The sequence below is a fragment of the Mesorhizobium sp. B2-4-19 genome (assembly GCF_006441315.1).
Classification (GTDB): domain Bacteria; phylum Pseudomonadota; class Alphaproteobacteria; order Rhizobiales; family Rhizobiaceae; genus Mesorhizobium.
On sequence record NZ_VFUV01000026.1, the window covers coordinates 1 to 26,129 of the forward strand.

Consider the following 26,129-nt stretch of genomic DNA (forward strand, 5'->3'; position numbering starts at 1 on the left):
TCAGGGGCGGGTCGCTTCAACATGACCCAGTGAATCAAAAACCCCCAGCAAAAGCCAGGGGTTTGTCAGCAGTCTGAACCCGCCACAAGGGCGGGTTTTTGATCTGCGACAATGCCGAAGTGGGCTTAAAGGCCGAAACCTTCGAAACGCTTCTTGAATTTGGAGAGGCGGCCGCCGCGGTCGAGCAGGGTCTGCTGGCCGCCGGTCCAGGCCGGGTGGGTGGTCGGGTCGATATCGAGGTTCATCGTATCGCCTTCCTTGCCCCAGGTCGAACGGGTCGTGTATTCGGTGCCGTCGGTCATGACGACCTTGATGGTGTGGTAGTCGGGATGAATAGCGCTCTTCATGGCTCGGTTCCTGGCTTGTCGGCGCGGCTGACGGGCATGAGCCTGCGTCGATGCGCCTCTTTTTAAAACTCGAAGCCGTAGCTATTGAGGAGCCACGGCTTCTAAAACGGTCGGCGAGCCTATACATCAGCCGAAATTGAATCACAAGGCCGCGTCAAACGCATATTGATGGCGCGCACGAAAAGGGCCAGAGGAAAACGGTCATGGCGGACATCAGTGGCGATGCGGACGAGCGTCGGCGTTCGCTCAAGCCGCTCCGGCGCCTGTTCCCCTATCTTGGCCGCTACCGGAAACTGGTCATCGGCGCCGTGATCTCGCTGACGGTCGCGGCGGCGACGACACTGGCCTTGCCGCTGGCGGTGCGGCGCATGATCGACCACGGCTTTTCGGCATCGGATTCCAGCTTCATCGCCGAGTATTTCGGCATGCTGGTGGTGATGGCCGCCGTGCTGGCGGCGGCGTCGGCCTGCCGCTACTATTTCGTCATCACGCTCGGCGAACGTGTTGTCGCCGACATCCGTAACGACGTGTTCAGCCATGTGACGACCCTCTCGCCATCCTTCTTCGATACGTCGCAGTCGGGAGAGATCGTATCGCGGCTCGCGGCCGATACGACGCAGGTCAAGTCGGCCGTGGGGGCGACCGCCTCGGTCGCGCTGCGCAACGTCATCCTCGGCCTCGGCGCCGTGGCAATGATGGTCTTCACCAGCCCGAAACTGTCCGGCCTTGTCATCGCGGCCATCCCCGTCATCGTCTTGCCGCTGGTCGCCTTTGGCCGCTCGGTGCGTCGCAAATCGCGGCTGGCGCAAGACACGCTGGCCAATGCGACGGCCTATGCCAGCGAGCAGATCGGCGCGGTGCGGACGCTGCAGGCTTTCACCAATGAAAGACTGGTCACCGGTCGCTTTTCGTCCGCCGTGGAGGCCGCCTTCGAGGCGGCGCGCGCCTCGATCTTCGCTCGCTCCTTCCTCACCTTCTTCGCCATCTTCATGATCTTTTCCTCCGTCGTGGCGGTACTGTGGTTCGGATCGCGCGACGTGCTCGAAGGCACGCTGTCGCCGGGCACGCTTGGCCAGTTCCTGCTCTATTCGGTGTTTGCCGCCGGCGCGCTCGGCGCATTGTCGGAGGTCTGGGGCGAACTTGCCCAGGCAGCGGGCGCGGCCGAGCGGCTGACCGAGATCCTGGCCGAAAAGCCGGCGATCCACGCGCCGGCCGAGCCGAAGCCGCTGCCGGCGGTCGCCAAGGGCGCGATCGTCTTCGACGACGTCTCCTTCTCCTATCCGGCGCGGCCCGACCGGGCCGCCGTCCACGGCCTGAGTTTCCAGGTCATGCCCGGCGAGACAGTGGCCATCGTCGGCCCCTCGGGGGCCGGCAAGAGCACGGTGTTTTCGCTGATCCTGCGCTTCTACGATCCCGAAACCGGCAAGATCCTGATCGATGGCGTCAACGTGCGCGAAGCCGACCCGGTTTCGGTGCGCGAGCGCATCGCCATCGTGCCGCAGGACGTCACCATCTTCGCGGCGAGCGCGCGCGACAATATCGGCTTCGGCCGGCCGGGCGCAGGCAATGCCGAAATCGAGGCGGCGGCGAAGGACGCGCTGGCCGACGAATTCATCCTCAAGCTCGAGAACGGCTATGACAGCCAGGTCGGCGAACGCGGCGTGACACTGTCCGGCGGCCAGCGCCAGCGCGTGGCGATCGCCCGCGCCATCCTGCGCGACGCGCCGATCCTGCTGCTCGACGAAGCCACCTCGGCGCTGGACGCCGAAAGCGAGACGCTGGTGCAGACGGCGCTGGAGCGGCTGATGCAAGGCCGTACCACCATCGTCATCGCCCACCGGCTGGCAACGGTGCTGAAGGCCGACAGGATCCTGGTGATGGATGGCGGCCGCATCGTCGAGGAAGGCACGCATCAGAGCCTGGTGGCCAAGGGCGGCATCTATGCCAGGCTGGCCAAGCTGCAGTTCGAGACCGGCGCCAGCGCCTTCAGGGGCGCGGCGGAGTAAACAGGCGCTTTGGCCCTGTCGGTTCCTTCGATGGCTTCACGCGGTTCCATACCGTTTGCGCAGATGATCGACGAAATACACGGCGTTTAGCTTTTCGCCGGTGGCGCGTTCGAGCAGGTCCGGCGTCGACCAGCGCGAGCCCTGCGACCATATCTTCTTGCGGCGCCAGTCATTGATATCCGTGAAATTCCCTTTCGCCAGGTCGTCATCTGCCGAAGGATGTTCGCGCGTCAGCGCGGCCCATTGCTGCGCCGCCATCATCGCGCCCAGCGTGTAGGACGGGAAGTAGCCGAAGGCGGCACCCGGCCAGTGCACGTCCTGCATCGGCCCGTCGGCCGGGTTGTCCAATGTGGAGAGGCCGAGATAGTCGCGCATCTTGGCGTCCCAGGCTTCGGGCAAATCGGCAACCTCCAGCCTGCCCGAGACCAGCTCCTGCTCCAGTTCGTAGCGCAGGATGACGTGCAGGGGATAGGTCACCTCGTCGGCATCGACGCGGATCAGGCCGCGCTCGACGCGATGCACATGCGGCAGGAGATCGTCGAGCGACCAGGCCTCGCCGAGATGTCTTTCCACCACCGGCAGCGCCCAGCGCCAGAAGGCGGGGTTGCGGCCGATCTGCTTTTCGACGAACAGGCTCTGGCTCTCATGCACGGCCATGCCGCGCGCCTTGCCGAGCGGCCAGTGCGACCATGCCTTCGGCAGGTTCTGTTCATAGAGCGCATGGCCGGTCTCGTGCAGCACGCCCATCAGCGCCGACAGGAAATCCGATGTCTTGTAACGGGTGGTGATGCGCACGTCGCTGGGCACGCCGCCGCAGAAGGGATGGTGCGACACCGACAGCGAGCCGTGCGTCAGGTCGAAACCGACGGCCGCCATCATGGCAAGGCCAAGCTCGCGCTGCTTGTCGATCGCGTAGGTGCCTGAGAGCGGCTTCAGCGGATGCTTGCGCAGCCGCGCTTCCTGGATCGCCAGCGCCTCCGGCACGAATCCCTTGAGGAAGGCTTTCAGGTCGGCGAAGACGGGGGTGATGTCGGCGGTACGGTTGCCGGGATCGAATTGCTCCATCAGCGCATCGTAAGGGGCGAGGCCGAGCACGTCGGAACGCAGGGCCGCCTCTTCGCGCACCAGCGCCACCACGCCCTCGAGCGCCGGCTGGAAACCCGCCCAATCGTTCTTGGCGCGCAGGTCGCGCCACAGCTGCTCGCAACGCATGCGCGCCGTCGTCTGGCGTTCGACGAATTCGACCGGCAGGCAGGTCAGGTTGGTGTATTGCCGCCGCAGTTCGCCGAGCGCCGCACGCTGCTCGCCGTCGAGCGCCTCGCCTTCGGCGGCAGCGATCCAATCGGCGATTTCCGGAGCGGTCGCCCTGGTGTGGTACATGCCGGCCAGTGCCGCCATCGCCTCGGCGCGCTTCTCGCCGCCGCCGACGGCCATGTGCGTGGCTTCGTCGGCGCCGAGGATGGCCAGCGCATGCTCAAGCGCTTCGAGCTTGTGGCCGAGGTCGTCGAGTTTCTGAAAGGACATGGCGGCTTCCGTGATTGAGGACGGCGCGAAAAGACACCAACGCAAAAGCGTTGGCAACCCTCATATACCGTCCGGCGGATGCAGCTTGCGCAGGCGATGCCACACATGAAATGCTGCCGGCAACGCATGAAGGGGGAGCAAATGATCGGCAACATCCTGGTCGGGCTGGTGGCCTTGATCCATGTCTACATCGTCTATCTTGAGATGGTGCTGTGGGACACGCCGCGCGGGCACAAGACATTCCGCCTGACGCCGGAATTCGCCAGGGCGTCGAAGGTGCTCGCCGCCAATCAGGGTCTCTACAACGGATTTCTCGCCGCAGGCCTGATCTGGGGGCTGTACCTCGGCGCCGCCGGTTTTCAGGTCAAGGTCTTCTTCCTGTTGTGCGTGGCCATTGCCGGCCTCTACGGCGCGGCAACGGTCGGCCGCAAGATCCTGTTCGTCCAGGCCGTGCCGGCGGTGGTTGCCCTGATCGCGGTCTGGCTTGGTTGGTAGGCAAGCCGGGCTGGCGAGGAAAAAGGACGCCCGCGGGATTGGGGTCCCGAAGGCGCCAGGTGGTCCCTTCCACTTGGACCTTGCCGGAGGCCTCAGCCGTTCGGATAGGTTCCGCCGTCGGCGCCGTCACCCATCAGGAAACCGCTGCCGGTATCGACCCGCAGCCGCTGGTCGACATTGTCGAGACGGCGCAGCAGGTCATGGTATTGCGCGGCCGGTATCCTGCCGTGGTCGGACGCGGCTATCTTTTCGGCCGCCTGGCTGATGCGGGCGGTGCGCATTTCCAGGCGCTCCGCCACCGCCGGGGTGATGTTGTTGGCCTGCCTGGCGTCGACTATGCCGTGGCGGATACCCTGAACCTGTTCGATGAGAGCCTCGACACGCGGGCCGGTCATGTCTGTCGGGTCCGTCGCCTCGAGAGCGCCCTTGTGATGGCCCGCGGCATAGGCGCCGGCGAGCGGAGCGACAATGAGAACCGCGGCAAGCGTTGCCGTCTTGAGAGATGCTGATGTGCGCATGGGGCGCGTCCTCCTGCTAGGAAGGGGGCGGTCGCGCCGTCTCGCCTTCCGACCGTTTGGGTCGTCCAGTTCCGTCGCGTCGCGATGAGAGGCATCGCCGGCGGTTCTCGGCCCTGAGGCGGCAAGGTAGGAGCGCTCCGGCGTGAAGTGTAATTAAAAAAAGATAATCTTTTCAGGCCTTGCCGGCTACGCTCTGCGCCCTAGGGTTGAGCCGGCGAACAAATTCGCGTGAGCTCGCGTGATGAAAAATCAACGTTCGGTGAGCTTCAGTTCAATGCGGCGGTTCTTGTTGCGCGCTTCGTCGGTGTCGGCGGGATCGAGCGGCTGGAACTCACCGAAGCCGGCGGCGACCAGACGGTTGGCCGGCACGCCGTTCTCAATCAGGAACTTGACCACCGAGGTCGAACGCGCCGTCGACAATTCCCAATTGTCGCGGTAGCGGCCGGTACCGGAGAGCGGCTTGTTGTCGGTATGGCCGTCGACGCGCAGCACCCAGTTGATCTCGGGCGGGATTTCCTTCTGTAATTCGATGATGGCGTCGGCGAGCTTCTTCATCTCGACCTTGCCGGCATCGTTGATCACCTCGGAGCCGGTCGGGAACAACACTTCCGACTGGAACACGAAGCGGTCGCCGACGATGCGGATATTCTCGCGGTCGGCGAGGATCTCGCGCAGGCGTCCGAAGAAGTCGGAGCGGTAGCGGTTCAATTCCTGCACGCGCTGCGCCAGGGCGACATTCAGTCGGCGGCCTAGATCGGCGATCTTGGTGTTGGAATCGCGGTCGCGGGCTTCGGACACGTTGAGGGCGTCTTCAAGCGCGCCGATCTGCTTACGCAGCGCGGCGATCTGCTGGTTGAGGATCTCGACCTGGCTCAGCGCCTGCTGGCTGATCTGGCGCTGGCTGTCGAGTTCGCCCGAAAGCGCCGCGGCGCGCTGGTTGGCCTGGTCGCCGGCGCCGGCGCCTTGCGCCAGCAACTGTTCGAGCCGGCTCTTCTCGGCCTCCGCCGCCGACAGCGACGCCTGCAGGTTGGCGAGCGAGTCCTCCTTGTCCTGCGCTGTCGAGCGCTCCAGCGCCAGAAGCTGCGTCAGTTCGTTGATCTGCGAGTTGAGGCGGTTGAGCACCGTATCCTTGCCGGAAATCTCGCGGCCGAGCAGGAACTGGGCCAGCACGAAAACGGTGAGCAGGAACATGATGGCGAGCAGCAGCGTCGACAGCGCGTCGACGAAGCCCGGCCAGTAGTCGATGCGGCGGTCGGCGCGCCGTCTTGCCAGCGCCACGTCAGTGGACCCCTTGCTTCTTCAGCGCGTCGGCGATCTTCTCCAGCGTGTTGCGCATCGCCTTCTGCTCGTCGGACTGGGCCTCGACCCAGTCGCGCATGATCTGTTGTTCCGAACGCATGTTCTTGACCAGTCCGGAAATGCCGTCGGCGAGATTGGCCATGGCGGTGGCGACGCGCGGATTGGAGCCGCCGCCATTCTCCTGCATGCTGCGCAGGCGCTCCGACAGCAGACGGATTTCGTCGGATGGTTCGCTCTTGGCCTGATCGGAGACGACGATGTCGGAGGAGAGATCGGTGACCGAGGACAGCCAGTTCTCAAGCTCAGTGTAGAAGCGCGTCTGGGCGCGGCCCGCCTGCAGGTCGAGGAAGCCGAGCACGAGCGAGCCCGAGAGGCCGAACAGCGAGGACGAGAAGGCCGTACCCATGCCGGCCAGAGGCGCTGCAAGCCCTTGCTTCAGCGAATCCAGCACGGCGGCGGCGTCGCCGCTGCCGGGATCGAGCGCTTCGATGGTTTCGCGAATCGAGCCTATCGTGTTCAGCAGGCCCCAGAAGGTCCCCAGCAGGCCGAGGAACACCAGGAGGCCGACCAGGTAGCGTGAGGTGTCGCGGCTTTCGTCGAGGCGCGTGGCGATGGAATCGAGCATGGTGCGCATCGAGGAGGTCGAGAATGCCATGGTCGAGGAGCGGCCGATCATGGCTTTCATCGGCGCCAGCAGCACCGGCTCGGTGGTTTCCGAGCCGGCGCGGAAGGAGTTGAGCCAGCGCACTTCGCGAAACAGCCGCCCGACCTGGGCGAAGGCAAGCAGGATGCCGACCGCGAGCACGCCGATGATCAGGCCGTTGAGCCCGGGATTGGTGACGAAAGCCGTCGAGATCTGGCGGGTCAGGATGGCGGCAATGAAGGCGACGATGGCCAGGAAGATGACCATGGTCAGCAGGAACACCTGCGGACTCGACAGTTTATGAGGATCGTAGATCAGAACGTCGGAGCGCCTGCCCATGCCGAAGGATCTGAGAAAAGCCATCCGTGCCCCGTTTCGCTGCCGCTGCCGCCGATCACCTCGTTCGCGACTCTAAACGCAATTGTGACCAAATTGAATGGCGCTTGGCAATATTGCCGCGAGCGGATCAGAAACGGTTTATCACCAGGCAGTCGACCATGGCCGCCAGATGCAGGCCCGCGCCAGTGACGACGAAGCCGTGCCACAGGGCGTTGTGAAAGCGCAGGCCCTTCCAGGCGAAGAAGATGACGCCGCAGGAATAGACGATGCCGCCGGCAACGATGAGCACGATCGACGTCGTCGGCAGCGTCTCGACAAGCGGCTTGACCAGGACGATGCCGCTCCAGCCGATGGCGAGATAGAAGACGATCGCCAGCCGGTCAAAACGGCCGGGAAAGCACACCTTGATGGCGATGCCCGTCGCCGCCGCGATCCAGACCAGCACGATCATCCAGCGGGCCAGCGGCGACGCGTCGAGCTGGGCCAGAAAAGGCGTGTAGGTGGCGGCGATGAGAAGATAGATCGCGGCGTGATCGAAGCGCCGCAGAACCCATTTGGCCGGTGACGTCACCGGCCACAGATTGTAGGCCAGCGACACCGAGAGCACGGTTAGCAGCGAAACGACATAGAAGGCGGCGGCGACGTACTCGCCAGGTCCGACGCGAAACGCCGCCAGCGCCAGCAACGCCGAGCCGGCCGCGATCGCCAGCACGATGCCGACAGCATGGACAATGCCGTCGGCGATCATCTCCGCGCGGGAGTAGTGCCAGCGCCCGACAAAGGGGATTTCGAATTGCGGCGGGATATTGGTCATCGATCGTCCTGCGTCACCCCATATCTGGGCAACCGCCGGACAGTATTTCAAGCTTAGGTGGCGGTTTTGCGACCGCGGCCGTTCAGCGCGGCGGGAGGGCTTTAGCGGGGTGCCAGGGGCTTTTTCACCGTCTTCAGCAGCGCACGCTGGATGACCTCGTTGCCGGCAACGACGGAGCCGTTGTCCAGCATGTCCTGCCCGCCATCCATGTCCGAGACGAAACCGCCGGCTTCACGGATCAGGAGCAGGCCGGCGGCGATGTCCCAGGCCGACAGGCCGGTTTCCCAGAAACCGTCCATGCGGCCGGCAGCGACATAAGCGAGATCGAGCGCGGCGGAACCGAGACGGCGCACGCCCGAGACCTCCGCCATGACGTTACGCAATTCCACGAGGAAATTGCCGTGGTGGCCGCGTCCCAGATGCGGCATGCCGCAGCCGATCACCGTGTCGACCAGCTTGGCGCGGCCGGCCACGCGCAGCCGGCGGTCGTTCATGAAAGCGCCGCCACCGCGCTCGGTCGTGTAGAGCTCGTCCATGGCCGGGTTGTAGATGACGCCGGCTACGATCTGGCCCTGGCGCTCCAGCGCGATCGAGACGGCGAAAAGCGGAATGCCGTGCAGGAAATTGGTGGTGCCGTCGAGCGGATCGACGATCCAGCGGTGCTGGCTGTCTTCGCCCTCCACCGCGCCGCGCTCTTCCATCAGGAAACCGTAACCCGGACGCGCCTTCGACAATTCGGCAAAGATGATGTCCTCGGCCTTGCGGTCGGCCTGGCTGACATAGTCGCCGGGTCCTTTCAACGAGACCTGCAGGTTCTGGACCTCGCCGAAGTCGCGCGACAGGGAGCGGCCGGCCTTCATTGCGGCCTGGACCATGACGTTGAGAAGGGCTGAGCGTGCCATCGTATGTCTTCCTGCTGCAGCGCGTCAGTCGGCGCGGCGCACGTAAGTGATTTCGTTGGTGTCGACGATGATGCGTTCGCCGGCGCCGATGAAGGGCGGCACCAGCACGCGAATGCCGTTCTCCAGCACCGCCGGCTTGTAGGAGGATGCCGCCGTCTGGCCCTTCACCACCGGGTCGGCCTCGGTGATGGTCAGGGTCACCTGATCGGGCAGCGAAATGCCGATCGGCCTCTCCTCATAGAGCTGGACCGTCACCATCATGCCGTCCTGCAGGAACGCGGCGCGGTCGCCGACGAAATCCTTGTTCAGTTCGAGCTGTTCGTAGCTTTGGGTATCCATGAACACCAACGCGTCGTCCTGCTCGTAGAGGAAGGAAAAATCCTTCAGGTCGAGGCGGATCTGTTCGACCGTCTCGGCCGAGCGGAAGCGCTCGTTGAGCTTGGTGCCATTGATGAGGTTCTTCAGTTCGACCTGGTTGTAGGCGCCGCCCTTGCCGGGCTTGACGGTGTTGGTCCTGACCGCGACCCATAGGCCGCCATCATGCTCGATGACGTAGCCGGGACGGATTTCGTTGCCATTGATCTTGGCCATGATGGGGTGATCCGGAATGAGATTTTCGCCGGGACTAGCGATTTAGGGGCTCCCAAGACCACAAATCGTCCGGAGAGGCAAGGGACGCCGGATCGGCCCCAGCCGGTCAGCCGGTATCAAGCCTCGATCTTGATGGCTTTGCCGACGGTCTCTGCAATGGCCTCAACGACCTTCGCCAGCCGGTTGAGATGTGGCGAGCGCAATGCCACGACCTGCAATGAAAGGTCGACACCTTCGAGATCGACAAGCGCGAGGCCGTCGGGAAGTCCACGCGTCGCGAGCCGCAACGGCATGAGGCCAAGGCCGTGTCCCCGACGGACCCATTCCATCTGCATCGTCGGATCCTGAATTTCCGCCGCTACAATGAGCGGATGCTGTTTGCCGCCCAAACTGGAGAGGAGCGTCTGACGCGCGTCGCAAGGCTCGGGGCTGAGAACCCAGGGCATGCTGGTCCGAGCGTTCGTGAGATGGGCGCCGGCTTGCGCTACGATGCAAAGACGTTCGGTGCCAAGCGTGTCCGGGCCTTGATGACCGGCAGGTCGCAGAACGATCGCCATATCGAGTTGACCGCGTTCAGCTCCTCGAACACGGCTCGCCCTTCGGCAAGATCGTCCTCGATCACACGCAATGATCCCACCAACCGCCGTCACGGCAGACGGTTCGCCTTCTGCAGGGCCTGTTTGGTCTGGTCGTCGCTCAGCCCTTGCAGGAAATCGTCCATATCGGGGTCGATCAGACCGGCGCGGCGGGCGACGATGTACCAGGCGCCGGCGAGCACCAGGTCCGGGTCGGTGCCGATGCCTTGCATGTAGAGTTTTGCCAGCCGGTTCTGCGCGGCGACGTTGCCGCCCTCGGCTGCCTGCTTCGTCCAGCCGAAAGCCGATTTCAGGTCACGGGCGCCGCCGCGGCCCTCGATCATCCAGGCGGCGAGATCGATCTGCGCGGTGTCGTAGTTCTGCCGCGCGGCCTGGGCGAGGAAGCGTCTTGCCTGCGCGTCGTCGCGCGGCTTGCCGCCGACGCCGTTGGCATAGATCTGGGACATGGCGTATTGCGCGTCGGCGAGGCCGGTCGCGGCGGCGCGCTCATAATAGGAAACCGCCTTGACCAGGCCCGCGTCGCCTGGATCCTGCTGGACCAGCATCTGCGCGAAATTGAACTGCGCCAGCTGGTTGCCGGCTTCGGCGGCGGCCTGCATCAGGGCGTAGGCCTCTTTCGGGTCCTTCTTGACGTAACGGCCGTCGAGCAGCATCAGCGCATACTGGAACTGCGCCTCAGGCACGCCCTGTTCGGCGGCAAGCGCGTACCATTTCGAGGCTTCCGCCGCATTCAGCGGCACGCCGAGCCCGCGCGACAGGATCTCGGCCACCAATGTCTGCGCCGCCGGGTCGCCATTCTGGGCGCGGGTCAGCGCCAGATTATAGGCCGTTTTGTAGAGCCCGCGCTGGAAGGCGCCATAGGCCGCGTCCGCCGGCTTCGCGCCGAAGCGGTCGGGATTGATGCTGTCGACCGAGGGCAGCGGTGCCGGCTCCGCCGTGGTGGCGGGCTGCGGCAGCTGCTTTTCGATCGGCTTGTCGGTATGCAGGCCGGTTTCAGGCCTGGGCTGCGGCTGGGGTATGGGTTCGGCGGCGGCGGCCTGGATCATGACCGCTGCAAGCAAGGCCTGAAGGGGAAGCCTTACCGGAGTCACATCAGTCCTCGAAGCGCGGCGCGGTTTCGTCGAGCAACGCGTTGGCACGGGCCACGGCGGTTTTCGGATCGACGCCGTCGGCGAACACCGCGCTCGACAGCGCGACGAACTCGGCCCCGGTGGCGGCCACGGCCTCGACGGAAGCCAGATCGGATCCGGCCATGACGATGCAGGGGATCTGGATCATCTGCGCCCACCATTGGCCCAGCGACAGGTTGCGCGGATGCGGCTCCGGCTTGTTGTCGTAGCCGAAGCGGCCGAAGAAAATGTAGTCGGGCCTGACCTCACCAAGCTCGAGCGCGTCGTCGCGCTTCTTGGCGCCGCCGGCGCCGACCATCATCTTCGCCTGGAAATGTTCGATCGTTTCGGCCAGTTCGGCCTTGGATGCCTCGACATGGATGCCGTCGGCCTGGACACGGCCGGCGATGCGGGTGTCGCCGGCGATGATCACGGCCACGCCCGCCGCCTGCACCGTCGGCACGATCTTTTCGGCGAAGGCCTGGAAGGAGGCCTCGTCCATGCCGTTTTCGGGCAGGATCAGCGAAGCGACGTCGCCGCCGTCGAATGCGGCGGCGATACGGGCGGCCGGCACGCCGGGCGGCGCGATCAGCACGATGCGGCAACGATTTGGGGGTGTGGCGTCGTTCATGGTTCTTCGATCCCGGGTTTCGCCTATGCCGGGCGAAGATGGTTGCATTGCGGCATAGAGCAAACTGCCCGCTTTGAACAGGCGGGCAGTCGGGATCGCGTTTCCTGGCCGCTGGGCGGCGCCAGCCCTACTTGACCGGCTCAGGGCTCGCGGTGACCGGTTTCGATTTCCACAAGGACCAGCCGAGGTTCATGCCGGCGGCAGCCACCAGGATTGCGGCGGCGCCGGCGACCTGGCTGAGATGCAACCGATGGCCGAACGCCACGACATCGACCAGGATGGCGACGACCGGATAGATGAAGGACAGCGATCCCTGCAGATGCGTCGGCAGCTTCTGGATGGCGCCGTACATCAATATGTACATCAGGCCGGTGTGGACGATGCCGAGCGTCGCCAGCATGGCCCAGCTCCACGGGTCGGCGGGAAGACGCGAGAGATTGGCGAAGGGCGCCAGCATGACGACGCCGACGCAGACCTGGATCAGCGCGATCAGATGCGGCGGCGTGCCCTTGAGCTTTTTGGTGACGATGGCCGCGACGGCCCAGAAGAAGGCCGCGGCCAACGCCATGAGGATGCCGGCAAAATAGTTGGTGCCGACATCGCCGGCGTCAGGCGCGGCCTCGACGATCGACACCATGCCGGCAAAGGCTATTGCCAGCCATGTCAGCTTGGCCAGTGTCAGCCGTTCGGCGAAGAAGAGCGCGCCGAAGCCGACCAGCATGAAGGGCTGGGTGTTGTAGACGGCGGTGGCGATCGAGATCGATGCGCGGGAGAAGGCGCTGAACAGGAGCAGCCAGTTGATGACGATGGCCGCGCCGCCAAGCGCGGCGAGGCCGATGACGCGCAGCGACAGCCTGCCGCGCAACAATCCCAGGCAAGCGCAGATGATCAGCAGCGTCACCGCGCCGAACGCACAGCGCCAGAACACCACGTCCATGATCGGCTGGCCGGACATGACGACGAACCATCCGATCGTCCCGAGGATCGCCATTGCGGCCGACATTTCGATCGTGCCACGTACCGTATCGTTCATGATAACCTCTGAGCCCGTTGACGCGGCAATAATCTCATGCGGGTTGGCCGCTTTCCATCTTATTGGAAAGGCTGTATGGTTATATGACCTAACTATATTAGGCTAATTCCGTGAATTTTTGAGAAATCTGAAATGCTTGACGATCTCGACCGAAATCTCCTCGAAATCCTGGTGCGCGATGCGCGGACCTCACTGAAGGAACTGGCTGCCCAGGTCGGGCTGTCGTCGCCGAGCGTTTCGGAGCGGCTGCGACGGCTCGAGGAGCGCGGCGTCATACGGGCGTTCACAGTCGAGATCGATCCGCTGGCGCTTGGCTATACGCTGCAGGCGATCGTGCGCATCCGGCCTTTGCCGGGAAAGCTGCACATCGTCCAGAAGCTGATCGAGGAGATCGCCGAGTTCGGCGAATGCGACAAGGTGACGGGTGACGACTGTTTCGTCGCGCGGCTGTTCGTGCGCTCGATCGGCGACCTCGACGGCATTCTGGATCGCATTGCCGACAAGGCCGAGACCAGCACCGCCATCATCAAGGCGCAGCCGATCCGGCGGCGGCCGCCACCGCTCGGGGTTCCATCTTCGTCTTCGGCTTGACTCCGCATGGCTGAGGTGGACAAGCGCGATCAATCCACTAAATGTCAGCCCGCCAGATGATTTGCCGAGAGACGAGGAAGACATGGCGCAGAATATCTACGACCAACCGGATTTCTTCGCTGGCTACAGCCGGCTTGGCCGGTCGATCGAAGGCCTTGGCGGCGCCGCCGAATGGCCGGCGCTGCGCGCCATGCTGCCTGACCTCGGCGGCTTGCGGATCGTCGACCTCGGCTGCGGTTTCGGCTGGTTCTGCCGCTGGGCGCATGAGCATGGGGCGAGCCATGTCCTGGGGCTGGACCTGTCGGAGAAGATGCTGGCCCGGGCGAGGGCCGCCGGCCCGGACACCGGCATCATTTATGAGAGGGCCGACCTCGACCAGCTCAGCCTGCCGCGAGCCGGCTTCGATCTCGCCTACAGCTCGCTTGCGCTGCACTATGTCGAGGACGTCGCGCGGTTGTTCGGGACGGTGTACCAGGCGCTGTCGCCCGGCGGGCATTTCGTATTCTCGACGGAGCATCCGATCTACATGGCTCCGACCAGGCCCGGCTGGGCGGTCGATGCCGAAGGCCGCAGGACATGGCCTGTCGACCGCTATCTGGTGGAAGGTCCGCGCAAGACCGACTGGCTGGCCAAGGGCGTGGTGAAACATCATCGCACCATCGGCACGACGCTGAACGCGCTGATCCGCTCCGGTTTCGCGATCGAGCATGTCGAGGAGTTCTGTCCGACAGACGCGCAGATCACGGCCAGGCCCGAACTGGCGGAAGAGCTCGATCGGCCGATGTTCCTGCTGGTCTCGGCCCGGCGATAAGGCACGAGCCGGACATTGGCAGGCGTTCGGCAACCGGTCCGGATTTACAGTCGCCCCAAGCGCAATTCTGGGCTATTCAGGCGCTGACGCCTTCCCTCCAGACCAGTCTCCCCCCATGTCAGGCCTGCTTCTCGATCCGTGGTTCTACGCGGCTGCCATTCCGGCGGTCATTCTGGTCGGCCTGTCCAAGGGCGGCTTCGGCGGCGCCGTCGGTTTCGTCGGCGTGCCGCTGATGGCGCTGACCATGCCGCCGGTGCAGGCAGCCGCCATCCTGCTGCCGATCCTGTGCCTGATGGACATCGTGTCGGTGTGGACATGGTGGGGCGTCTACGACCGCAAGATGCTGGTCGACATGATGCCGGGCGCCGTCATCGGCATCGGCCTTGGCTGGCTGACGGCGGCTTTGGTCACCGAGGAGGCGGTGCGGCTGATCGTCGGCGCCGTTGCCATCATCTTCGTGCTGCGCTGGCTTTATCTGCAGTTCCGCCATGGCGCCGGCCACGCCGCCGAACCCAACCGCGTGGCTGCGGCGATCTGGGGGACGGTCGCCGGCTTCACCAGCTTCGTCGCCCATGTCGGCGGCCCGCCCTTCCAGGTCTATGCGCTGCCGATCCGGCTCGACCCCAAGGTCCTGTCGGGCACCGCCGCGATCTTCTTTGCCGCGACCAATGCGCTGAAGCTCATTCCCTATTTCGCGCTCGGCCAGTTCGACACCGCCAACCTGACGGCGTCGGCCGTGCTGATGCCGCTTGCGCCGCTTTCGACGATCGCCGGCGCCTGGCTGGTGCGGCGCATGCGGCCGGAGATTTTTTATCCCTTCACCTATGCGACCGTGGCTGTCGTGGCGCTGAAGCTTTTGTGGGACGGCCTCGCCGGCCTGCTGTAGACAGGCGAGGCGGCTGTTCGGCCGCTCTCACCGTCAGGGAGATCAGGCGGCGCTCGGCACGAGGCGACGGCTGCCGCCAAAGGCCAGTATAGCGCCCGCTGCCATGACCAGCGACATGCCGGCGAGGATGCCGATATCATGCATGGTCGGCTTGAGCACCATGTCGGCGACGATCACCAGCATCACCGCATAGTCGAAGCGTGCCGCGCTCATCATGCGCTGGCCGATGGCCAGAACAGCCGGCGTGATGCCCTCGTTGGCGATCATCGCGCCCATGCGCTCGCCGGTCGGCTTGAAGATCAGCATGCCGATCGAGAAGGTCGTGGCGTAGCCGGCCAGGCCGATGATGATCCACAGGTCGGAGAAGCCGACCCAGAAGCCGCACATGATGAGGCCGAAGATCAGGGTCAGCATCGACATCGGCGCGAAGAAACGCCCGCCCAGCTGCCCGCTGGCCCGTATCGCCTGAAGCTTGTCCTCGATGTTGCCGGCGCGCTCGGCAAGCACGCCGAGGAGGAACAATACGAAGCCGCCTCCGACCCACAAAATGGCCGAGGTGACGTGGAGGAATTTGACGATCGAGTACCAGTCCATGGCTTGCTCCGGGTAGGTTTGCGGCGGAGCGGATTTGCGCCAGCCGTCAGAGGAGCGGGCGTTTAGCGCGGCGTGTGTTTCGGAACGATGTCGCGGAAAACCCGGCTCTGTTTCGGCTGCATTTTCGCGGGCATAAGCTGCAACGACCGCAGATGCCCAGATTCGTTTCTGCTAATATACGAAGCGTCGGGAGGGATTGGCGCGACATCGTCCGGAAACATTGCCGATGCTAGTGCGCCGACGCCGGGAGCCCGGTGGCGACAGGAATCGCCTGACAATCAACCCATTCCCGCAGGCGGGAAGAGGCAATTCGAGGGGAACATTATGCAAGGGGTAGCACGGAATTTCTTCACGCTGGCCATCATCTATGCGCTGTGCGGCATGGCGCTCGGCCTGTCCATGGCGATCAGCCAGGACCATGGCCAGATGCCGACTCACGCCCACACGATGGTGGCCGGATGGCTGATGTCGGCGGTCTTCGCCTTCTTCTACCATCTGTTTCCGGCGGTCGGGCAAAAGAGGCTCGCCGTCGTCCATTTCTGGCTGACGGCGATCAGCGGCATCGGCCTGCTGATCGGGCTCTACTTCCTGCTTGCCGGCAATGCCGCGATCGAACCGATGGTGGCGGCGTCTTCGATGGGCTTCTACGCGGCCATGCTGCTGTTTGCCTTCATCGCGTTGCCGGCCGTCTGGAAGAAGGCCTAACGAGGTTCGAGGCTGTGCTGTTACGGCACAGAAAGGGGACGTTCGGTCAAAAAACATCGGGGCCGTTAAAGGTTCATTAAGCTTTACAGGCGTTTACTATGCGCATCCAGTGATCTGGATTCTTACCGAGTGGTTGGAGCCACTTTGTTTGACGCCTCCCTGTTAAACTCCTGAGAGCCGCCTTATCCGCGGCTCTTTTTTTGTCCGCATTCCGCGGACCCTGGCGCAGCGGCTCGCTGTTAACCTTCTGTTAAACATGTGCTTGCCTTCACCCCGTGCAAAGCGCATTTTCAAGCTTCAGTCAGATAGGGTGCCGGGTGTATCGGCAGAGAACCGAATCGGCCGGTTGCAAGTGCAGGGGCGTATCAATGAACGAGCCTTCGAAGGGCAGTGCGAAAACCGTCAAACTGGCGGAACGTCGGGTTTTTTCGCACTCCTTCAAACCGCTCTACCAGGAAGGCATGGGGCTGGTCGAACAGGCGGCCGAGTATCTCGACGGCAAGGGCCGCGCCGAGGCCAAGAAGCTGTCGCGGCTGGCGGCCACGCTCTACGCGGCCGAATCGATGCGGCTGACGACCAGGCTGATGCAGGTTGCGTCATGGTTGCTTTTGCAGCGCGCGGCCAATTCCGGCGAGATGACCCGAGACCAGGTCGCTTCGGAAAAGTCCAAGGTGCGCCTCGATACCGCTTCCGCGCATGACGAAGCCGCCGGCTGGGCCGAACTGCCCGAGGAGTTCCTCGACCTGGTCAACCGTTCGCTTCGCCTGCAGGCATTGGTGCGCCGCATGGACGACGAGATCTACGGCGCCGGCGCCGTGGTCGACATGCAGCCGATGGGCCGCCGGCCCAATCCGGTTTCCGACCAGATCAGCCTGCTCAACACGGCATTCGCCCGCAACTGAGCGGCTTCGGACTATTTCCCGCCGGATAGGCTGCCGTTTCCGGTTTGTTCACATTTCGCTGGCATCGCTGTCCCCCGGAGGTAAAGTGACCGGATGGGGGAAGCGATTCGCATCATCGGCATCGATCCGGGGCTCAGGCGCACCGGCTGGGGCATCGTCGAGAGCCTTGGCAATTCCTTGCGCTTCGTCGCGTCCGGCACCGTGCGCTCCGAGGACAAGGCGGCGCTGGCGACGCGGCTCTGCCAATTGCATGACGGGCTCGCCGAAGTCCTGCATGCGGCAATGCCGCATGAGGCGGCCGTCGAACAGACCTTCGTCAACAAGGATGCCGTGGCAACATTGAAGCTCGGCCAGGCGCGCGGCATCGCCATGCTGGTGCCGGCGCGGGCCGGCCTGGTCGTCGCCGAATACGCGCCCAATGCGGTAAAGAAGGCTGTCATCGGCGTCGGCCATGGCGACAAGAAGCAGATCCACATGATGGTGAAGGTGCTACTGCCCAAGGCGACCTTCGACACCGAACATGCCGCCGACGCGCTGGCCATCGCGATTTGCCACGCGCACCACCGGCAGAGCGCTGCCTATCGGATGGCGCTCGCCGGTTAGCGATGTTCTTGACTTGTTCACGGCGAGAGGATAAGTAATACCTTGGAGGTATTACCATGCGCGTCACCACCAAGGGGCAAGTGACAATCCCCAAGCCGATAAGGGACCATCTGGGCATCGGTCCGGGCTCGGAGGTGGAATTCGTGGCCACCGACGAGGGTGTTCAGCTGGTTGCCGTCAAGGAGAACCTCTCCGAGGAGGAGAAATTGCGCAGGCTCCAAGATGTCCTCGACCGGATGGAGGGGACGTTGGATCTGGGGGGCATGACCACCGACCAATACATGGAGTGGCTGAGGGGGCCGCGTGAAGATCTCAACGTTGATTGACACAAATGTCCTGATCGACGTTTGGGGACCAGCCGGGCCGATGAAAGAATGGTCGGCATCGGCGATCGCCTTCTGCCGCCGCGACGGTGCATTGGTCGTCAATTCGATCATCTGGTCCGAGTTGGCGCCGCTGATCGCGACAGAGGCGGCGCTTCGAAAAGCCGTCGACATGCTGGAGATGGATCGTGAACTCATACCCTGGGACGCGGCATTCCTTGCCGGCGTCACGCATTCCCGCTATCGCCGGGCCGGCGGGATCAGGGAAAGAACGCTGCCTGATTTCTTTATCGGTGCTCATGCGACCGTTGCCGGGCATCGTCTCTTGACACGCGATGCTGCACGTTACCGCAGTTGCTTTCCCGACCTCGACATCGTCTCTCCTGAAACCCATCCATGAGGGCCTATCTTCCATGAAAGATCCGGCATGATCGGCAAGCTCAAGGGCACGCTGGACGAGATCGACGAGGATCATTGCCTCGTCGACATTCATGGCGTCGGCTATGTCGCCTACTGTTCGGCGCGCACACTTGCCGCGCTGCCTTCGCCCGGCGAGGCGGTCGTGCTGTTCATCGAGACCTATGTGCGCGAGGACATGATCCGGCTTTACGGCTTCCAGTCGGCGCTGGAGCGCGAATGGTTCCGGCTGTTGATGAGCAATGTGCAGGGCGTCGGCGCCAAGGTGGCGCTCGCCATCCTGTCGACGCTGGCACCGGCGGATCTGGCCAATGCGATCGCGTTGCGCGACCTCGCCATGGTTGCCCGCGCGCCTGGTGTCGGCAAGAAGGTGGCCGAGCGCATCGTCACCGAATTGAAGAACAAGGCGCCGGCCTATGCGGGCGCCGCCTCGGGCACCATCGGCCTGAAACAGGAGCTCGGCGAGGGCGTGGCCGCCGCGCCGATCACCGACGCGGTCTCGGCGCTGGTCAATCTCGGCTACTCGCGCGACACCGCCGCCAATGCGGTGGCCGCGGCGCTGAAGACGGCGGGCGAGGACGCGGATGCCTCGAAGCTGATCCGCTTCGGGCTGAAGGAACTGGCGCGGTGAGGGCTCGCTTGCCCCTCCTCTTGCCATATGCAAGGAAGACAGCATGAGCCTGTCGCCCCGTCTCATAGCTCCGGAAAAACGCGGCGAGGACGCCGATCAGACCTTGCGGCCGCAAACGCTTGCCGATTTCGTCGGCCAGGCGGCGGTGCGGGCCAATCTCAAAGTGTTCATCGAGGCCGCCAAGGGCCGCAACGAGGCGCTCGACCATGTGCTGTTCGTCGGGCCTCCGGGGCTGGGCAAGACGACGCTGGCGCAGATCATGGCGCGCGAACTCGGCGTCAATTTCCGCTCGACGTCCGGACCGGTCATCGCCAAGGCCGGTGATCTCGCCGCACTGCTCACCAATCTCGAAGAAGGCGATGTGCTGTTCATCGACGAGATCCACCGGCTCAACCCGGCGGTGGAGGAAATCCTCTATCCGGCGATGGAGGATTTCCAGCTCGACCTGATCATCGGCGAGGGGCCGGCGGCGCGCTCGGTCAAGATCGACCTCGCGCGCTTCACCCTCGTCGCGGCCACCACGCGGCTTGGCCTGCTCACCAATCCGCTGCGCGACCGGTTCGGCATTCCGGTGCGGCTCAACTTCTATACGGTCGAGGAACTGGAGCAGATCGTCCGGCGCGGCGCGCGCATTCTGCAAATGCCGCTCGGCGACGACGGCGCGTTGGAGATCGCGCGGCGCGCGCGCGGCACACCGCGCATCGCTGGGCGGCTGTTGCGCCGCGTGCGCGACTTCGCCTCGGTCGCCGGCGACGGCCATGTCGATCGCCTGATCGCCGACGAGGCGTTGACCCGGCTGGAGGTCGACGCGCTCGGCCTCGATGCGCTCGACCGCCGCTATCTCTCGATGATCGCCCGCAATTTCGGCGGCGGGCCGGTCGGCATCGAGACGATCGCCGCCGGCCTGTCCGAGCCGCGCGACGCCATCGAGGACATCATCGAGCCCTATCTGATCCAGCAGGGCTTCATCCAGCGCACGCCGCGCGGACGCATGCTGACGGCCAATGCCTGGCGCCATCTCGGCCTCGATGCGCCGAAGGATTTGGCGCAGCAGCAGATCAACCTGTTCCAGGAAGAATAGCCGCCAAGCGTTCAGGCGCGGGTTCCCAGACCAGTGATCAAGGATATGTGACCCGTCCTGCGCAAAATCTGCGCGTCTTTGCCGATTTGCCGGCGTAATCGTGGATTTTATCGGACGCGTGCGGGGAACCGCGCGATCGAAGGGCTGGGAGCCAATCCATGATAACCAGACGCGGGTTCCTGCGCTTCGTCGGCGGGTCGTTACTGACGGCTGCCGCGCTCGGCGCCTATGCGGTCGGCATCGAGCCGATGCTCTTGACTCATGTGAAGCGCTACGCGCTGGCGCCGCCGCACTGGCCTGATGGCCTGAAGCTGCGGGTTGTCGCGCTCGCCGATATCCATGCCTGCCGGCCGTGGATGACGCCGGAACGTATTGCTTCGCTGGTCGAAGACGCCAATGCGCTGCAGCCGGACCTCGTCGTGCTGCTGGGCGACTACATTGCCGGCATGCCGCTGGTGACGGGACCGGTGACGCCGTCGCAATGGGCCTCCGCCCTGTCCGGCCTCAAGGCGCCGCTCGGCGTTCTGTCGATCCTTGGCAACCATGATTGGTGGAGCGACGGCTTGGCGCAGCGCGCCGGCGCGGGTCCAATCATCGCACGCAAGGCCCTGGAAAAGGTCGGCATCCCGGTGCTGGAGAACGATGTCGTGCGCCTGGAGAAGGATGGCCATGGCGTCTGGATCGCCGGCCTTGCCGACCAGCTGGCGCTGCTGCCGGCCAGGAGGGGCGACGACTGCAAGGGGCTCGACGATCTCGATGGCACGTTGGCCAAGGTTGGCGACTCCGCGCCGATCATCCTGCTCGCCCATGAGCCGGATATTTTTCCGACCGTCCCGTCGCGGGTTTCGCTGACCCTGTCGGGCCACACGCATGGCGGGCAAGTGCGGCTGTTCGGCTATTCGCCCGTCGTGCCGTCGCGTTTCGGCAACCGCTACGCCTATGGCCATGTCGTCGAGAACGACCGCAATCTGATCGTCTCCGGCGGGCTTGGCTTCAGCATCATGCCGGTGCGTTTCGGCGTGCGCCCGGAGGTCCTGCAGATCGACCTCGGCTGATTTGAACAACAGTGCTCAGGGAAGCGAGCGGATCACGTCCATAACATCCGGCTCGGCCTTGTCGCCATTGAAGGCATCGACGACGCCGAAGGCGCCGCCATAGCTCCACACCGACCATGAGAAACCATGCGCCTCGGCGCGGGCGATCATGTCCTTGACGTAAGCGGCGCGGTACTGCGCCGGCATTACATAGGCATTGCCGTATTCCTGGCGGATCATGCCGAACTCACCCAGTGTGATGTTTTCGGGCCTGATGCCGTTGGCTTTCGCCCATGCCTCGACCCTTTTGAACGGCGCGTCCATCAGGCCGAGCAGCTTGCCGGGGCTGTCCATGCTGGCGATCTGTTCGTCGAGATAGGCAAGCAGCCCGCTCTGCCGTGTCCACGGCGCTTCGGCTTTGATCCGCGCGCGGATGGTGTCGAGCGTCACATCGAGCTGCGCCTTCGGCACGGCATCGAGCGGATAGGGCATGCCCGTCACATAGGGGATAAAGTCGCTGGCCCAGGTCGCGCCCTGATGGGTGAGCAGGAATGGATCGTAGGAGTGGAAGGTCCAGATGACATTGTCGTCGGGGATCGCCTTGGGGTCGATCTTCTCCAGGGACGAAGCTGCGGAATAGCAGCCGCCGGTCAGCACCAGGGTCAATTTCGTCGCCGAGGATCGTGCCGCGGCGAACAATTTGCGCTGGCGGTCTGGCCACAGGCTGGTGCCGTCGCTGTCGCAGTCGACGACCGGTTCGTTCATCAATTCGAAGGCGACCTGGCTCGGATCTTCGCCGGCCAGGGTGCGGGCCATCTTGCGCACCATGTCGACGTAGCGGTCGAAGGTCTGGGGATCATCCATCACCTGCGCCATGCCGATCTTGCGGCTGCCGCCTGCCGGGATCAGGTGCATGTCGACGATCACCTTCAGGCCGGCGCGGTTGATCATGCGCACCGAGTCCAGCACGCTGCCATAGAGGTCGTCACGCAACGCCGTTGTCTGGTCGGACAGGAAAGGCGATGGGTCGACCGGCATGCGCAGGAAATCGAAACCCGCTTCCTTGAGCGCTCTGAGATCGTCGGCCTTGAGGAATTTGCGCCATTCCGGATAGGGCAGTATGGTCTTGGCGTCGTCCCACTGATCCTCGCCGGGCCAAGTGACCCACTGGTCGAGATTGAGGCCGCGCTTCATCGCAAATGTCGCTGCCTGGCCGGGCAGCGCCAAAGCCATCAGCACCAGCAGCGCCGCCATCAAGCTCTTGATCATCGTCGTCAACAGTGCCATCCGATGTTTCTGGAGCATGATCTCTGGACAAACGGAAACCCGTTTGTCCGAGAAAACCGGTTCCCACTTTTCGGGATCATGCTCCAGGTCACGCGCGGAACAGGTGCCTCGCCGCGACTGAAAAAGGAAGCGCAATGGACGATCATGGTGAATCGGCGACGCTGCTGGCCGGGCTTTCCGGCGCGCTGACGGCGTTCGGCCACCGGCTGATGGCGCGGGTCTATTATGCCGACACCGATTTCTCCGGTGTCGTCTACCACGCGCGCTATCTCGAATTCCTCGAGCGTGGCCGCTCCGACTATCTCAGGCTGACCGGCGTGCATCACACCGAACTCGCCGACGGCAAGCATGGCGAGAAGATCGTCTGGGTGGTGCGCCGCATGGAAATCGACTTCCTCAGCCCCGCCCGCATCGACGACATCCTGACTATCGACACCCGCACCGACACCATTTCCGGCGCGCGCATTTTCATGGCGCAGCAGCTCAAGCGCGGCGACGAGGTGCTGGTCGAAGCCAAGGTCGAGGCGGCGATCATCGGCGAGAATGGCCGGCCGCGGCGTTTTCCCAAGGAGTGGGTCGCGGCGTTCATGCCCAAGGTCGCCTGATATTCAGGCGATGCAGGCCGGCAAACGGCGGTCCCCTGCGCTTCACCGTTCTGCTGCGTTGCAGTAGAACTGTGCCCGCGTACCCAAAAGTACGCTCCGCTCCGGTTCTCGGAAGCCCACCGTTTCGACTCGGCCCAACCTGAATCTCAACCCACCTTTGAACGGCGTATGAGTTGACGCAGGCCCGGTTCGGGGACTGCCAGGCGCGGCAATGCGCCGCGCCTTATTCACTAACCCATCCTTAACCATAACGGTTCATGAAGAGATTGGTGAAGATTGGCGCTATCCAGCGCCTTCGTTTCACCAATATTTGCCCTGAAAAGGCCGTTAACGGCACGGTTTGGGGCGTCCGGTAGCTTCGTGCGAACCGACCACAAGGGATGCCAGGGGCCAGCCGCCAGCTTCGCCCGGAAAATCTTAAGGACGTAACGATGGAAAATATCGCACTCGCCGAACCGGGCGCGCAATTGTCGATTTGGGCGCTGTTCATGCAGGCCAGCTGGGTGGTCAAGCTGGTCATGATCGGGCTGCTCTGCGCCTCGGTCTGGACCTGGGCGATCATCATCGACAAGCTGGTTGCCTATGGCCGCATGCGGCTGGCGCTGAACCGCTTCGAGCAGGTCTTCTGGTCCGGACAGTCGCTGGAAGAGCTCTACCGCACGCTCGCCGACCGCAAAACCTCAGGCATGGGCGCCATTTTCGTCGCCGCCATGCGCGAGTGGAAGAAGAGCTTCGAGAAGGGCGCCAAGACGCCGCTCGGGCTGCAGACCCGCATCGACAAGGCGATGGACCTGGCGCTGACCCGCGAGATGGAGAAGCTGGAGGGCCGCCTCGGCTTCCTCGCCACCACGGGCTCGGCGGCCCCGTTCATCGGTCTGTTCGGCACGGTCATCGGCATCATGACCTCGTTCCAGGCCATTGCCGGGTCCAAGAACACCAGCCTTGCGGTTGTCGCGCCCGGCATCGCCGAGGCGTTGCTGGCGACGGCCATCGGCCTGCTCGCCGCCATCCCGGCGGTCATCGCCTACAACAAGCTGTCATCGGATGCGAGCAAGCTCGCGGTGCGCATGGAAGGGTTCTCCGACGAGTTCTCCGCCATACTCTCGCGCCAAATCGATGAAAAAGTCGCGCCGAAGGCCTGAGGAGTAGCTGATGGGTATGTCCGTAGGCATGGCGGGACGCGGCGGGCGCGGCCACAGGCGGCGCGGCCGTCACCATGGGCTGATGTCGGAAATCAACGTCACGCCGATGGTCGACGTGATGCTGGTGCTTTTGATCATCTTCATGGTCGCCGCACCGATGCTGACGGTCGGCGTGCCCATCGACCTGCCCGACACGCAGGCCAAGGCGATGAATGCCGACACGCAGCCGATCACCGTTTCGATCAATGCCACCGGCCAGATCTATCTCCAGGAAACCGAGATCCCGATCGAGGAGCTGGTGGCCAAGCTGCAGGCGATCTCGAAGACCGGTTACGAGGAGCGCATCTTCATCCGTGGTGACAAGTCCACCGACTACGGCACGGCGATGAAGGTGATGGCCCGCATTTCGGCCGCCGGCTACAAGAATATCGGCCTGGTTTCGCTGCAGGAACAGGATCAATAGACGCGCGATGAAGACCGGCCTCACCACATCGGTGATCTTGCACACGGCGGTGCTGGCCTTCGGCCTGTTCACGCTGTCGGCGCCGGCCGCGCTTCCGTCCGCCGATGTCGAGTCGGTCGCGGTCGATATCGTGCCGATGGAAGCCATCGCGCAGACGCTGCAAGGCGACAAGAAGGCCGTGATGCATGAAAAGCCGGCGCCGCTGCCGACGCAGCGTCCCGACATCGTGCCGGCTTCGCAGAAGGTCGGCGAGAACAGCGTCGACACCGACAAGCCGATAACGCCGGAGGCCAAGCCGAAGCCCGTCGACATGACCTCCGCCCCGCCACCCGCGCCGACTCTCAAAGAGACGCCGAAGACCGAGGACGTGCCGAAGCCGCAGGAAAAGCCGAAGCCCATTCCGGCGACGGAAGTGGCGCCCGCGCCGACGCCCAAGGAGGAGGTCAAGCCCCAACCGGTCAAGCAGACCGAACCGAAGCCGACGCCGGCCAAGCCGGCGCCGACCCCGCCGCCGCAGGACAAGACCGCCGCTATCGATCCGACGCCCGAGGTCAAGCCGGATGCCGTCGCCGAGGCCATAGCCAAGGATCCGCCGACCGAAGAGACGCAATTGCCGAGCTCTGCGCCCGCGCCGGAAGCGCGGCCGAAGCCGCAGCCGGCACAGGCCGAAAGCGCCAAGGCGCCTGAACGCAAGGATGCCGACAAGCCGGTCAAGGAAGCGTCGTCGAAACCGAAATCCGACGACAAGCAGTTCAACGCGAACGAGATCTCCGCGCTCCTCGACAAGCAGAAGCCGTCCGGCGGCGGCGCCAAGCGCTCGACGCAGCAGGCCTCGCTCGGCGGCGACAAGGACCAGGGCCAGAAGCTGTCGAAGTCGGAACAGGGCGCCCTGGAAAGCCAGTTGGGTGGTTGCTGGACATTGCCTGCCGGCCTCGAGGGCTCGGAGAATTTCGTCGTGGTCGTGCGCTTCAACCTGGACAACTCCGGCAAGCTCGATGGCCGTCCGTCCGTTGAAAAGTCGAGCGGCAACCGGCAGTTCGATGAAAGCGCGGTTCGTGCGGTTCAGAAATGCGACGTGGCCGGCCTGCAGGTTCCTGCCGGCAAGCAGGACATCTGGAACGACATCCGGGTCACTTTCGATCCAAGGGAGATGCTCGGCCTCTAGGCCCTGCGCCCAACCAATCAAAGAAGAGAAGCGAGAAGATAT

General features: G+C 64.2%; 31 protein-coding genes. 17 read left to right on the top strand and 14 right to left on the bottom strand.

What is annotated here, in order from left to right:
- Positions 1–125: 125 nt before the first annotated feature.
- Positions 126–347: a 50S ribosomal protein L31 gene (gene rpmE, locus FJ546_RS29065; protein ID WP_010912060.1), complete on the bottom strand. Its 222-nt coding sequence runs from the start codon at positions 345–347 to the stop codon at positions 126–128.
- Between the two features lie 203 nt (positions 348–550).
- Between rpmE and FJ546_RS29070 the strand changes: the two genes are divergently transcribed.
- Positions 551–2,353 (top strand): ABC transporter transmembrane domain-containing protein, encoded by a 1,803-nt coding sequence (locus tag FJ546_RS29070; RefSeq protein WP_140892585.1) that lies wholly within the window; start codon positions 551–553, stop codon positions 2,351–2,353.
- A 36-nt stretch (positions 2,354–2,389) separates the two neighbouring features.
- Here FJ546_RS29070 and FJ546_RS29075 read toward each other — a convergent pair whose 3' ends face one another.
- Positions 2,390–3,877 carry a carboxypeptidase M32 gene (locus FJ546_RS29075; RefSeq protein ID WP_140892587.1) on the bottom strand — a complete coding sequence of 496 codons (1,488 nt, stop codon included), beginning with the start codon at positions 3,875–3,877 and terminating at the stop codon, positions 2,390–2,392.
- A 141-nt stretch (positions 3,878–4,018) separates the two neighbouring features.
- Here FJ546_RS29075 and FJ546_RS29080 point away from each other — a divergent pair, with 141 nt between their 5' ends.
- Entirely contained in the window at positions 4,019–4,372 is a 354-nt protein-coding gene (locus tag FJ546_RS29080) for a DUF1304 domain-containing protein (RefSeq protein WP_140892588.1), read from the top strand.
- Positions 4,373–4,464: 92 nt separating this feature from the next.
- On the opposite strand, the gene FJ546_RS29085 is transcribed toward FJ546_RS29080, so the two are convergent.
- From FJ546_RS29085 to FJ546_RS29130, 10 genes are all read right to left on the bottom strand, one after another.
- Positions 4,465–4,890, bottom strand: a complete 426-nt coding sequence (locus tag FJ546_RS29085; protein WP_140892590.1) for a hypothetical protein — start codon at positions 4,888–4,890, stop codon at positions 4,465–4,467.
- A gap of 249 nt (positions 4,891–5,139) precedes the next feature.
- Positions 5,140–6,168 carry a peptidoglycan -binding protein gene (locus tag FJ546_RS29090; protein ID WP_095772037.1) on the bottom strand — a complete coding sequence of 343 codons (1,029 nt, stop codon included), beginning with the start codon at positions 6,166–6,168 and terminating at the stop codon, positions 5,140–5,142.
- 1 nt (position 6,169) lies between these two features.
- The gene (locus FJ546_RS29095) at positions 6,170–7,195 is read right to left on the bottom strand and encodes a MotA/TolQ/ExbB proton channel family protein (RefSeq protein ID WP_095772038.1); all 1,026 of its coding nucleotides are present in this window, start codon (positions 7,193–7,195) and stop codon (positions 6,170–6,172) included.
- A gap of 103 nt (positions 7,196–7,298) precedes the next feature.
- The gene (locus FJ546_RS29100; protein ID WP_140892591.1) at positions 7,299–7,985 is read right to left on the bottom strand and encodes a hemolysin III family protein; all 687 of its coding nucleotides are present in this window, start codon (positions 7,983–7,985) and stop codon (positions 7,299–7,301) included.
- Positions 7,986–8,086: 101 nt separating this feature from the next.
- A complete protein-coding gene (locus tag FJ546_RS29105; RefSeq protein ID WP_140892593.1) occupies positions 8,087–8,887 on the bottom strand; it encodes an inositol monophosphatase family protein in 801 nt (266 codons plus the stop codon).
- 24 nt (positions 8,888–8,911) lie between these two features.
- A complete protein-coding gene (gene efp, locus FJ546_RS29110) occupies positions 8,912–9,478 on the bottom strand; it encodes an elongation factor P (RefSeq protein ID WP_032932086.1) in 567 nt (188 codons plus the stop codon).
- 116 nt (positions 9,479–9,594) lie between these two features.
- Positions 9,595–10,128, bottom strand: a complete 534-nt coding sequence (locus FJ546_RS29115) for a LysR family transcriptional regulator substrate-binding protein (RefSeq protein ID WP_281405665.1) — start codon at positions 10,126–10,128, stop codon at positions 9,595–9,597.
- Entirely contained in the window at positions 10,125–11,165 is a 1,041-nt protein-coding gene (locus tag FJ546_RS29120) for a tetratricopeptide repeat protein (protein ID WP_140892596.1), read from the bottom strand. Before FJ546_RS29120 ends, FJ546_RS29115 begins: the two co-directional genes overlap by 4 nt.
- Before the next feature lies 1 nt (position 11,166).
- The gene (locus tag FJ546_RS29125; RefSeq protein WP_140892598.1) at positions 11,167–11,814 is read right to left on the bottom strand and encodes a thiamine phosphate synthase; all 648 of its coding nucleotides are present in this window, start codon (positions 11,812–11,814) and stop codon (positions 11,167–11,169) included.
- Between the two features lie 127 nt (positions 11,815–11,941).
- On the bottom strand, positions 11,942–12,847 hold the full coding sequence (locus FJ546_RS29130) for a DMT family transporter (RefSeq protein ID WP_140892600.1): 906 nt from the start codon (positions 12,845–12,847) through the stop codon (positions 11,942–11,944).
- Positions 12,848–12,979: 132 nt separating this feature from the next.
- Here FJ546_RS29130 and FJ546_RS29135 point away from each other — a divergent pair, with 132 nt between their 5' ends.
- From FJ546_RS29135 to FJ546_RS29145, 3 genes are all read left to right on the top strand, one after another.
- Positions 12,980–13,438, top strand: a complete 459-nt coding sequence (locus tag FJ546_RS29135; RefSeq protein WP_140892602.1) for an Lrp/AsnC family transcriptional regulator — start codon at positions 12,980–12,982, stop codon at positions 13,436–13,438.
- Positions 13,439–13,520: 82 nt separating this feature from the next.
- Complete coding sequence (locus tag FJ546_RS29140; RefSeq protein WP_140892603.1) at positions 13,521–14,249, top strand: class I SAM-dependent methyltransferase; 729 nt, start codon at positions 13,521–13,523, stop codon at positions 14,247–14,249.
- Between the two features lie 115 nt (positions 14,250–14,364).
- A complete protein-coding gene (locus FJ546_RS29145; protein WP_140892605.1) occupies positions 14,365–15,135 on the top strand; it encodes a sulfite exporter TauE/SafE family protein in 771 nt (256 codons plus the stop codon).
- 42 nt (positions 15,136–15,177) lie between these two features.
- On the opposite strand, the gene FJ546_RS29150 is transcribed toward FJ546_RS29145, so the two are convergent.
- A complete protein-coding gene (locus FJ546_RS29150) occupies positions 15,178–15,729 on the bottom strand; it encodes a DUF2269 family protein (RefSeq protein ID WP_140892606.1) in 552 nt (183 codons plus the stop codon).
- A 324-nt stretch (positions 15,730–16,053) separates the two neighbouring features.
- On the opposite strand from FJ546_RS29150, the gene FJ546_RS29155 reads away from it, so the two are divergent.
- From FJ546_RS29155 to FJ546_RS29190, 8 genes are all read left to right on the top strand, one after another.
- A complete protein-coding gene (locus FJ546_RS29155) occupies positions 16,054–16,434 on the top strand; it encodes a cbb3-type cytochrome c oxidase subunit I (protein ID WP_140892607.1) in 381 nt (126 codons plus the stop codon).
- A 368-nt stretch (positions 16,435–16,802) separates the two neighbouring features.
- Positions 16,803–17,336 (top strand): DUF1465 family protein, encoded by a 534-nt coding sequence (locus FJ546_RS29160; RefSeq protein WP_038650276.1) that lies wholly within the window; start codon positions 16,803–16,805, stop codon positions 17,334–17,336.
- A gap of 93 nt (positions 17,337–17,429) precedes the next feature.
- On the top strand, positions 17,430–17,939 hold the full coding sequence (gene ruvC, locus FJ546_RS29165) for a crossover junction endodeoxyribonuclease RuvC (RefSeq protein ID WP_140892609.1): 510 nt from the start codon (positions 17,430–17,432) through the stop codon (positions 17,937–17,939).
- Positions 17,940–17,995: 56 nt separating this feature from the next.
- Positions 17,996–18,265, top strand: a complete 270-nt coding sequence (locus FJ546_RS29170) for an AbrB/MazE/SpoVT family DNA-binding domain-containing protein (protein WP_140892610.1) — start codon at positions 17,996–17,998, stop codon at positions 18,263–18,265.
- Positions 18,243–18,662, top strand: coding sequence for a type II toxin-antitoxin system VapC family toxin (locus FJ546_RS29175; RefSeq protein WP_140892612.1), 420 nt, complete (start codon positions 18,243–18,245; stop codon positions 18,660–18,662). Before FJ546_RS29170 ends, FJ546_RS29175 begins: the two co-directional genes overlap by 23 nt.
- A 27-nt stretch (positions 18,663–18,689) precedes the next feature.
- Positions 18,690–19,310 carry a Holliday junction branch migration protein RuvA gene (gene ruvA / locus FJ546_RS29180; RefSeq protein WP_140892613.1) on the top strand — a complete coding sequence of 207 codons (621 nt, stop codon included), beginning with the start codon at positions 18,690–18,692 and terminating at the stop codon, positions 19,308–19,310.
- Between the two features lie 43 nt (positions 19,311–19,353).
- Positions 19,354–20,391 (top strand): Holliday junction branch migration DNA helicase RuvB, encoded by a 1,038-nt coding sequence (ruvB, locus tag FJ546_RS29185; protein WP_010912034.1) that lies wholly within the window; start codon positions 19,354–19,356, stop codon positions 20,389–20,391.
- Positions 20,392–20,549: 158 nt separating this feature from the next.
- Positions 20,550–21,446 (top strand): metallophosphoesterase, encoded by an 897-nt coding sequence (locus tag FJ546_RS29190; protein WP_140892615.1) that lies wholly within the window; start codon positions 20,550–20,552, stop codon positions 21,444–21,446.
- Between the two features lie 15 nt (positions 21,447–21,461).
- Here the strand turns inward: FJ546_RS29190 and FJ546_RS29195 are convergent, their stop codons facing one another.
- Positions 21,462–22,712: a cellulase family glycosylhydrolase gene (locus FJ546_RS29195; RefSeq protein WP_140892616.1), complete on the bottom strand. Its 1,251-nt coding sequence runs from the start codon at positions 22,710–22,712 to the stop codon at positions 21,462–21,464.
- 134 nt (positions 22,713–22,846) lie between these two features.
- On the opposite strand from FJ546_RS29195, the gene ybgC reads away from it, so the two are divergent.
- From ybgC to FJ546_RS29215, 4 genes are all read left to right on the top strand, one after another.
- Positions 22,847–23,317: a tol-pal system-associated acyl-CoA thioesterase gene (ybgC, locus tag FJ546_RS29200; RefSeq protein WP_140892618.1), complete on the top strand. Its 471-nt coding sequence runs from the start codon at positions 22,847–22,849 to the stop codon at positions 23,315–23,317.
- Between the two features lie 431 nt (positions 23,318–23,748).
- Positions 23,749–24,459 (top strand): protein TolQ, encoded by a 711-nt coding sequence (tolQ, locus tag FJ546_RS29205; protein ID WP_019861737.1) that lies wholly within the window; start codon positions 23,749–23,751, stop codon positions 24,457–24,459.
- Between the two features lie 10 nt (positions 24,460–24,469).
- Positions 24,470–24,922, top strand: coding sequence for a protein TolR (tolR, locus tag FJ546_RS29210; RefSeq protein WP_027023582.1), 453 nt, complete (start codon positions 24,470–24,472; stop codon positions 24,920–24,922).
- Positions 24,923–24,929: 7 nt separating this feature from the next.
- Entirely contained in the window at positions 24,930–26,087 is a 1,158-nt protein-coding gene (locus FJ546_RS29215; RefSeq protein ID WP_140892620.1) for a TonB family protein, read from the top strand.
- Positions 26,088–26,129: the final 42 nt, after the last annotated feature.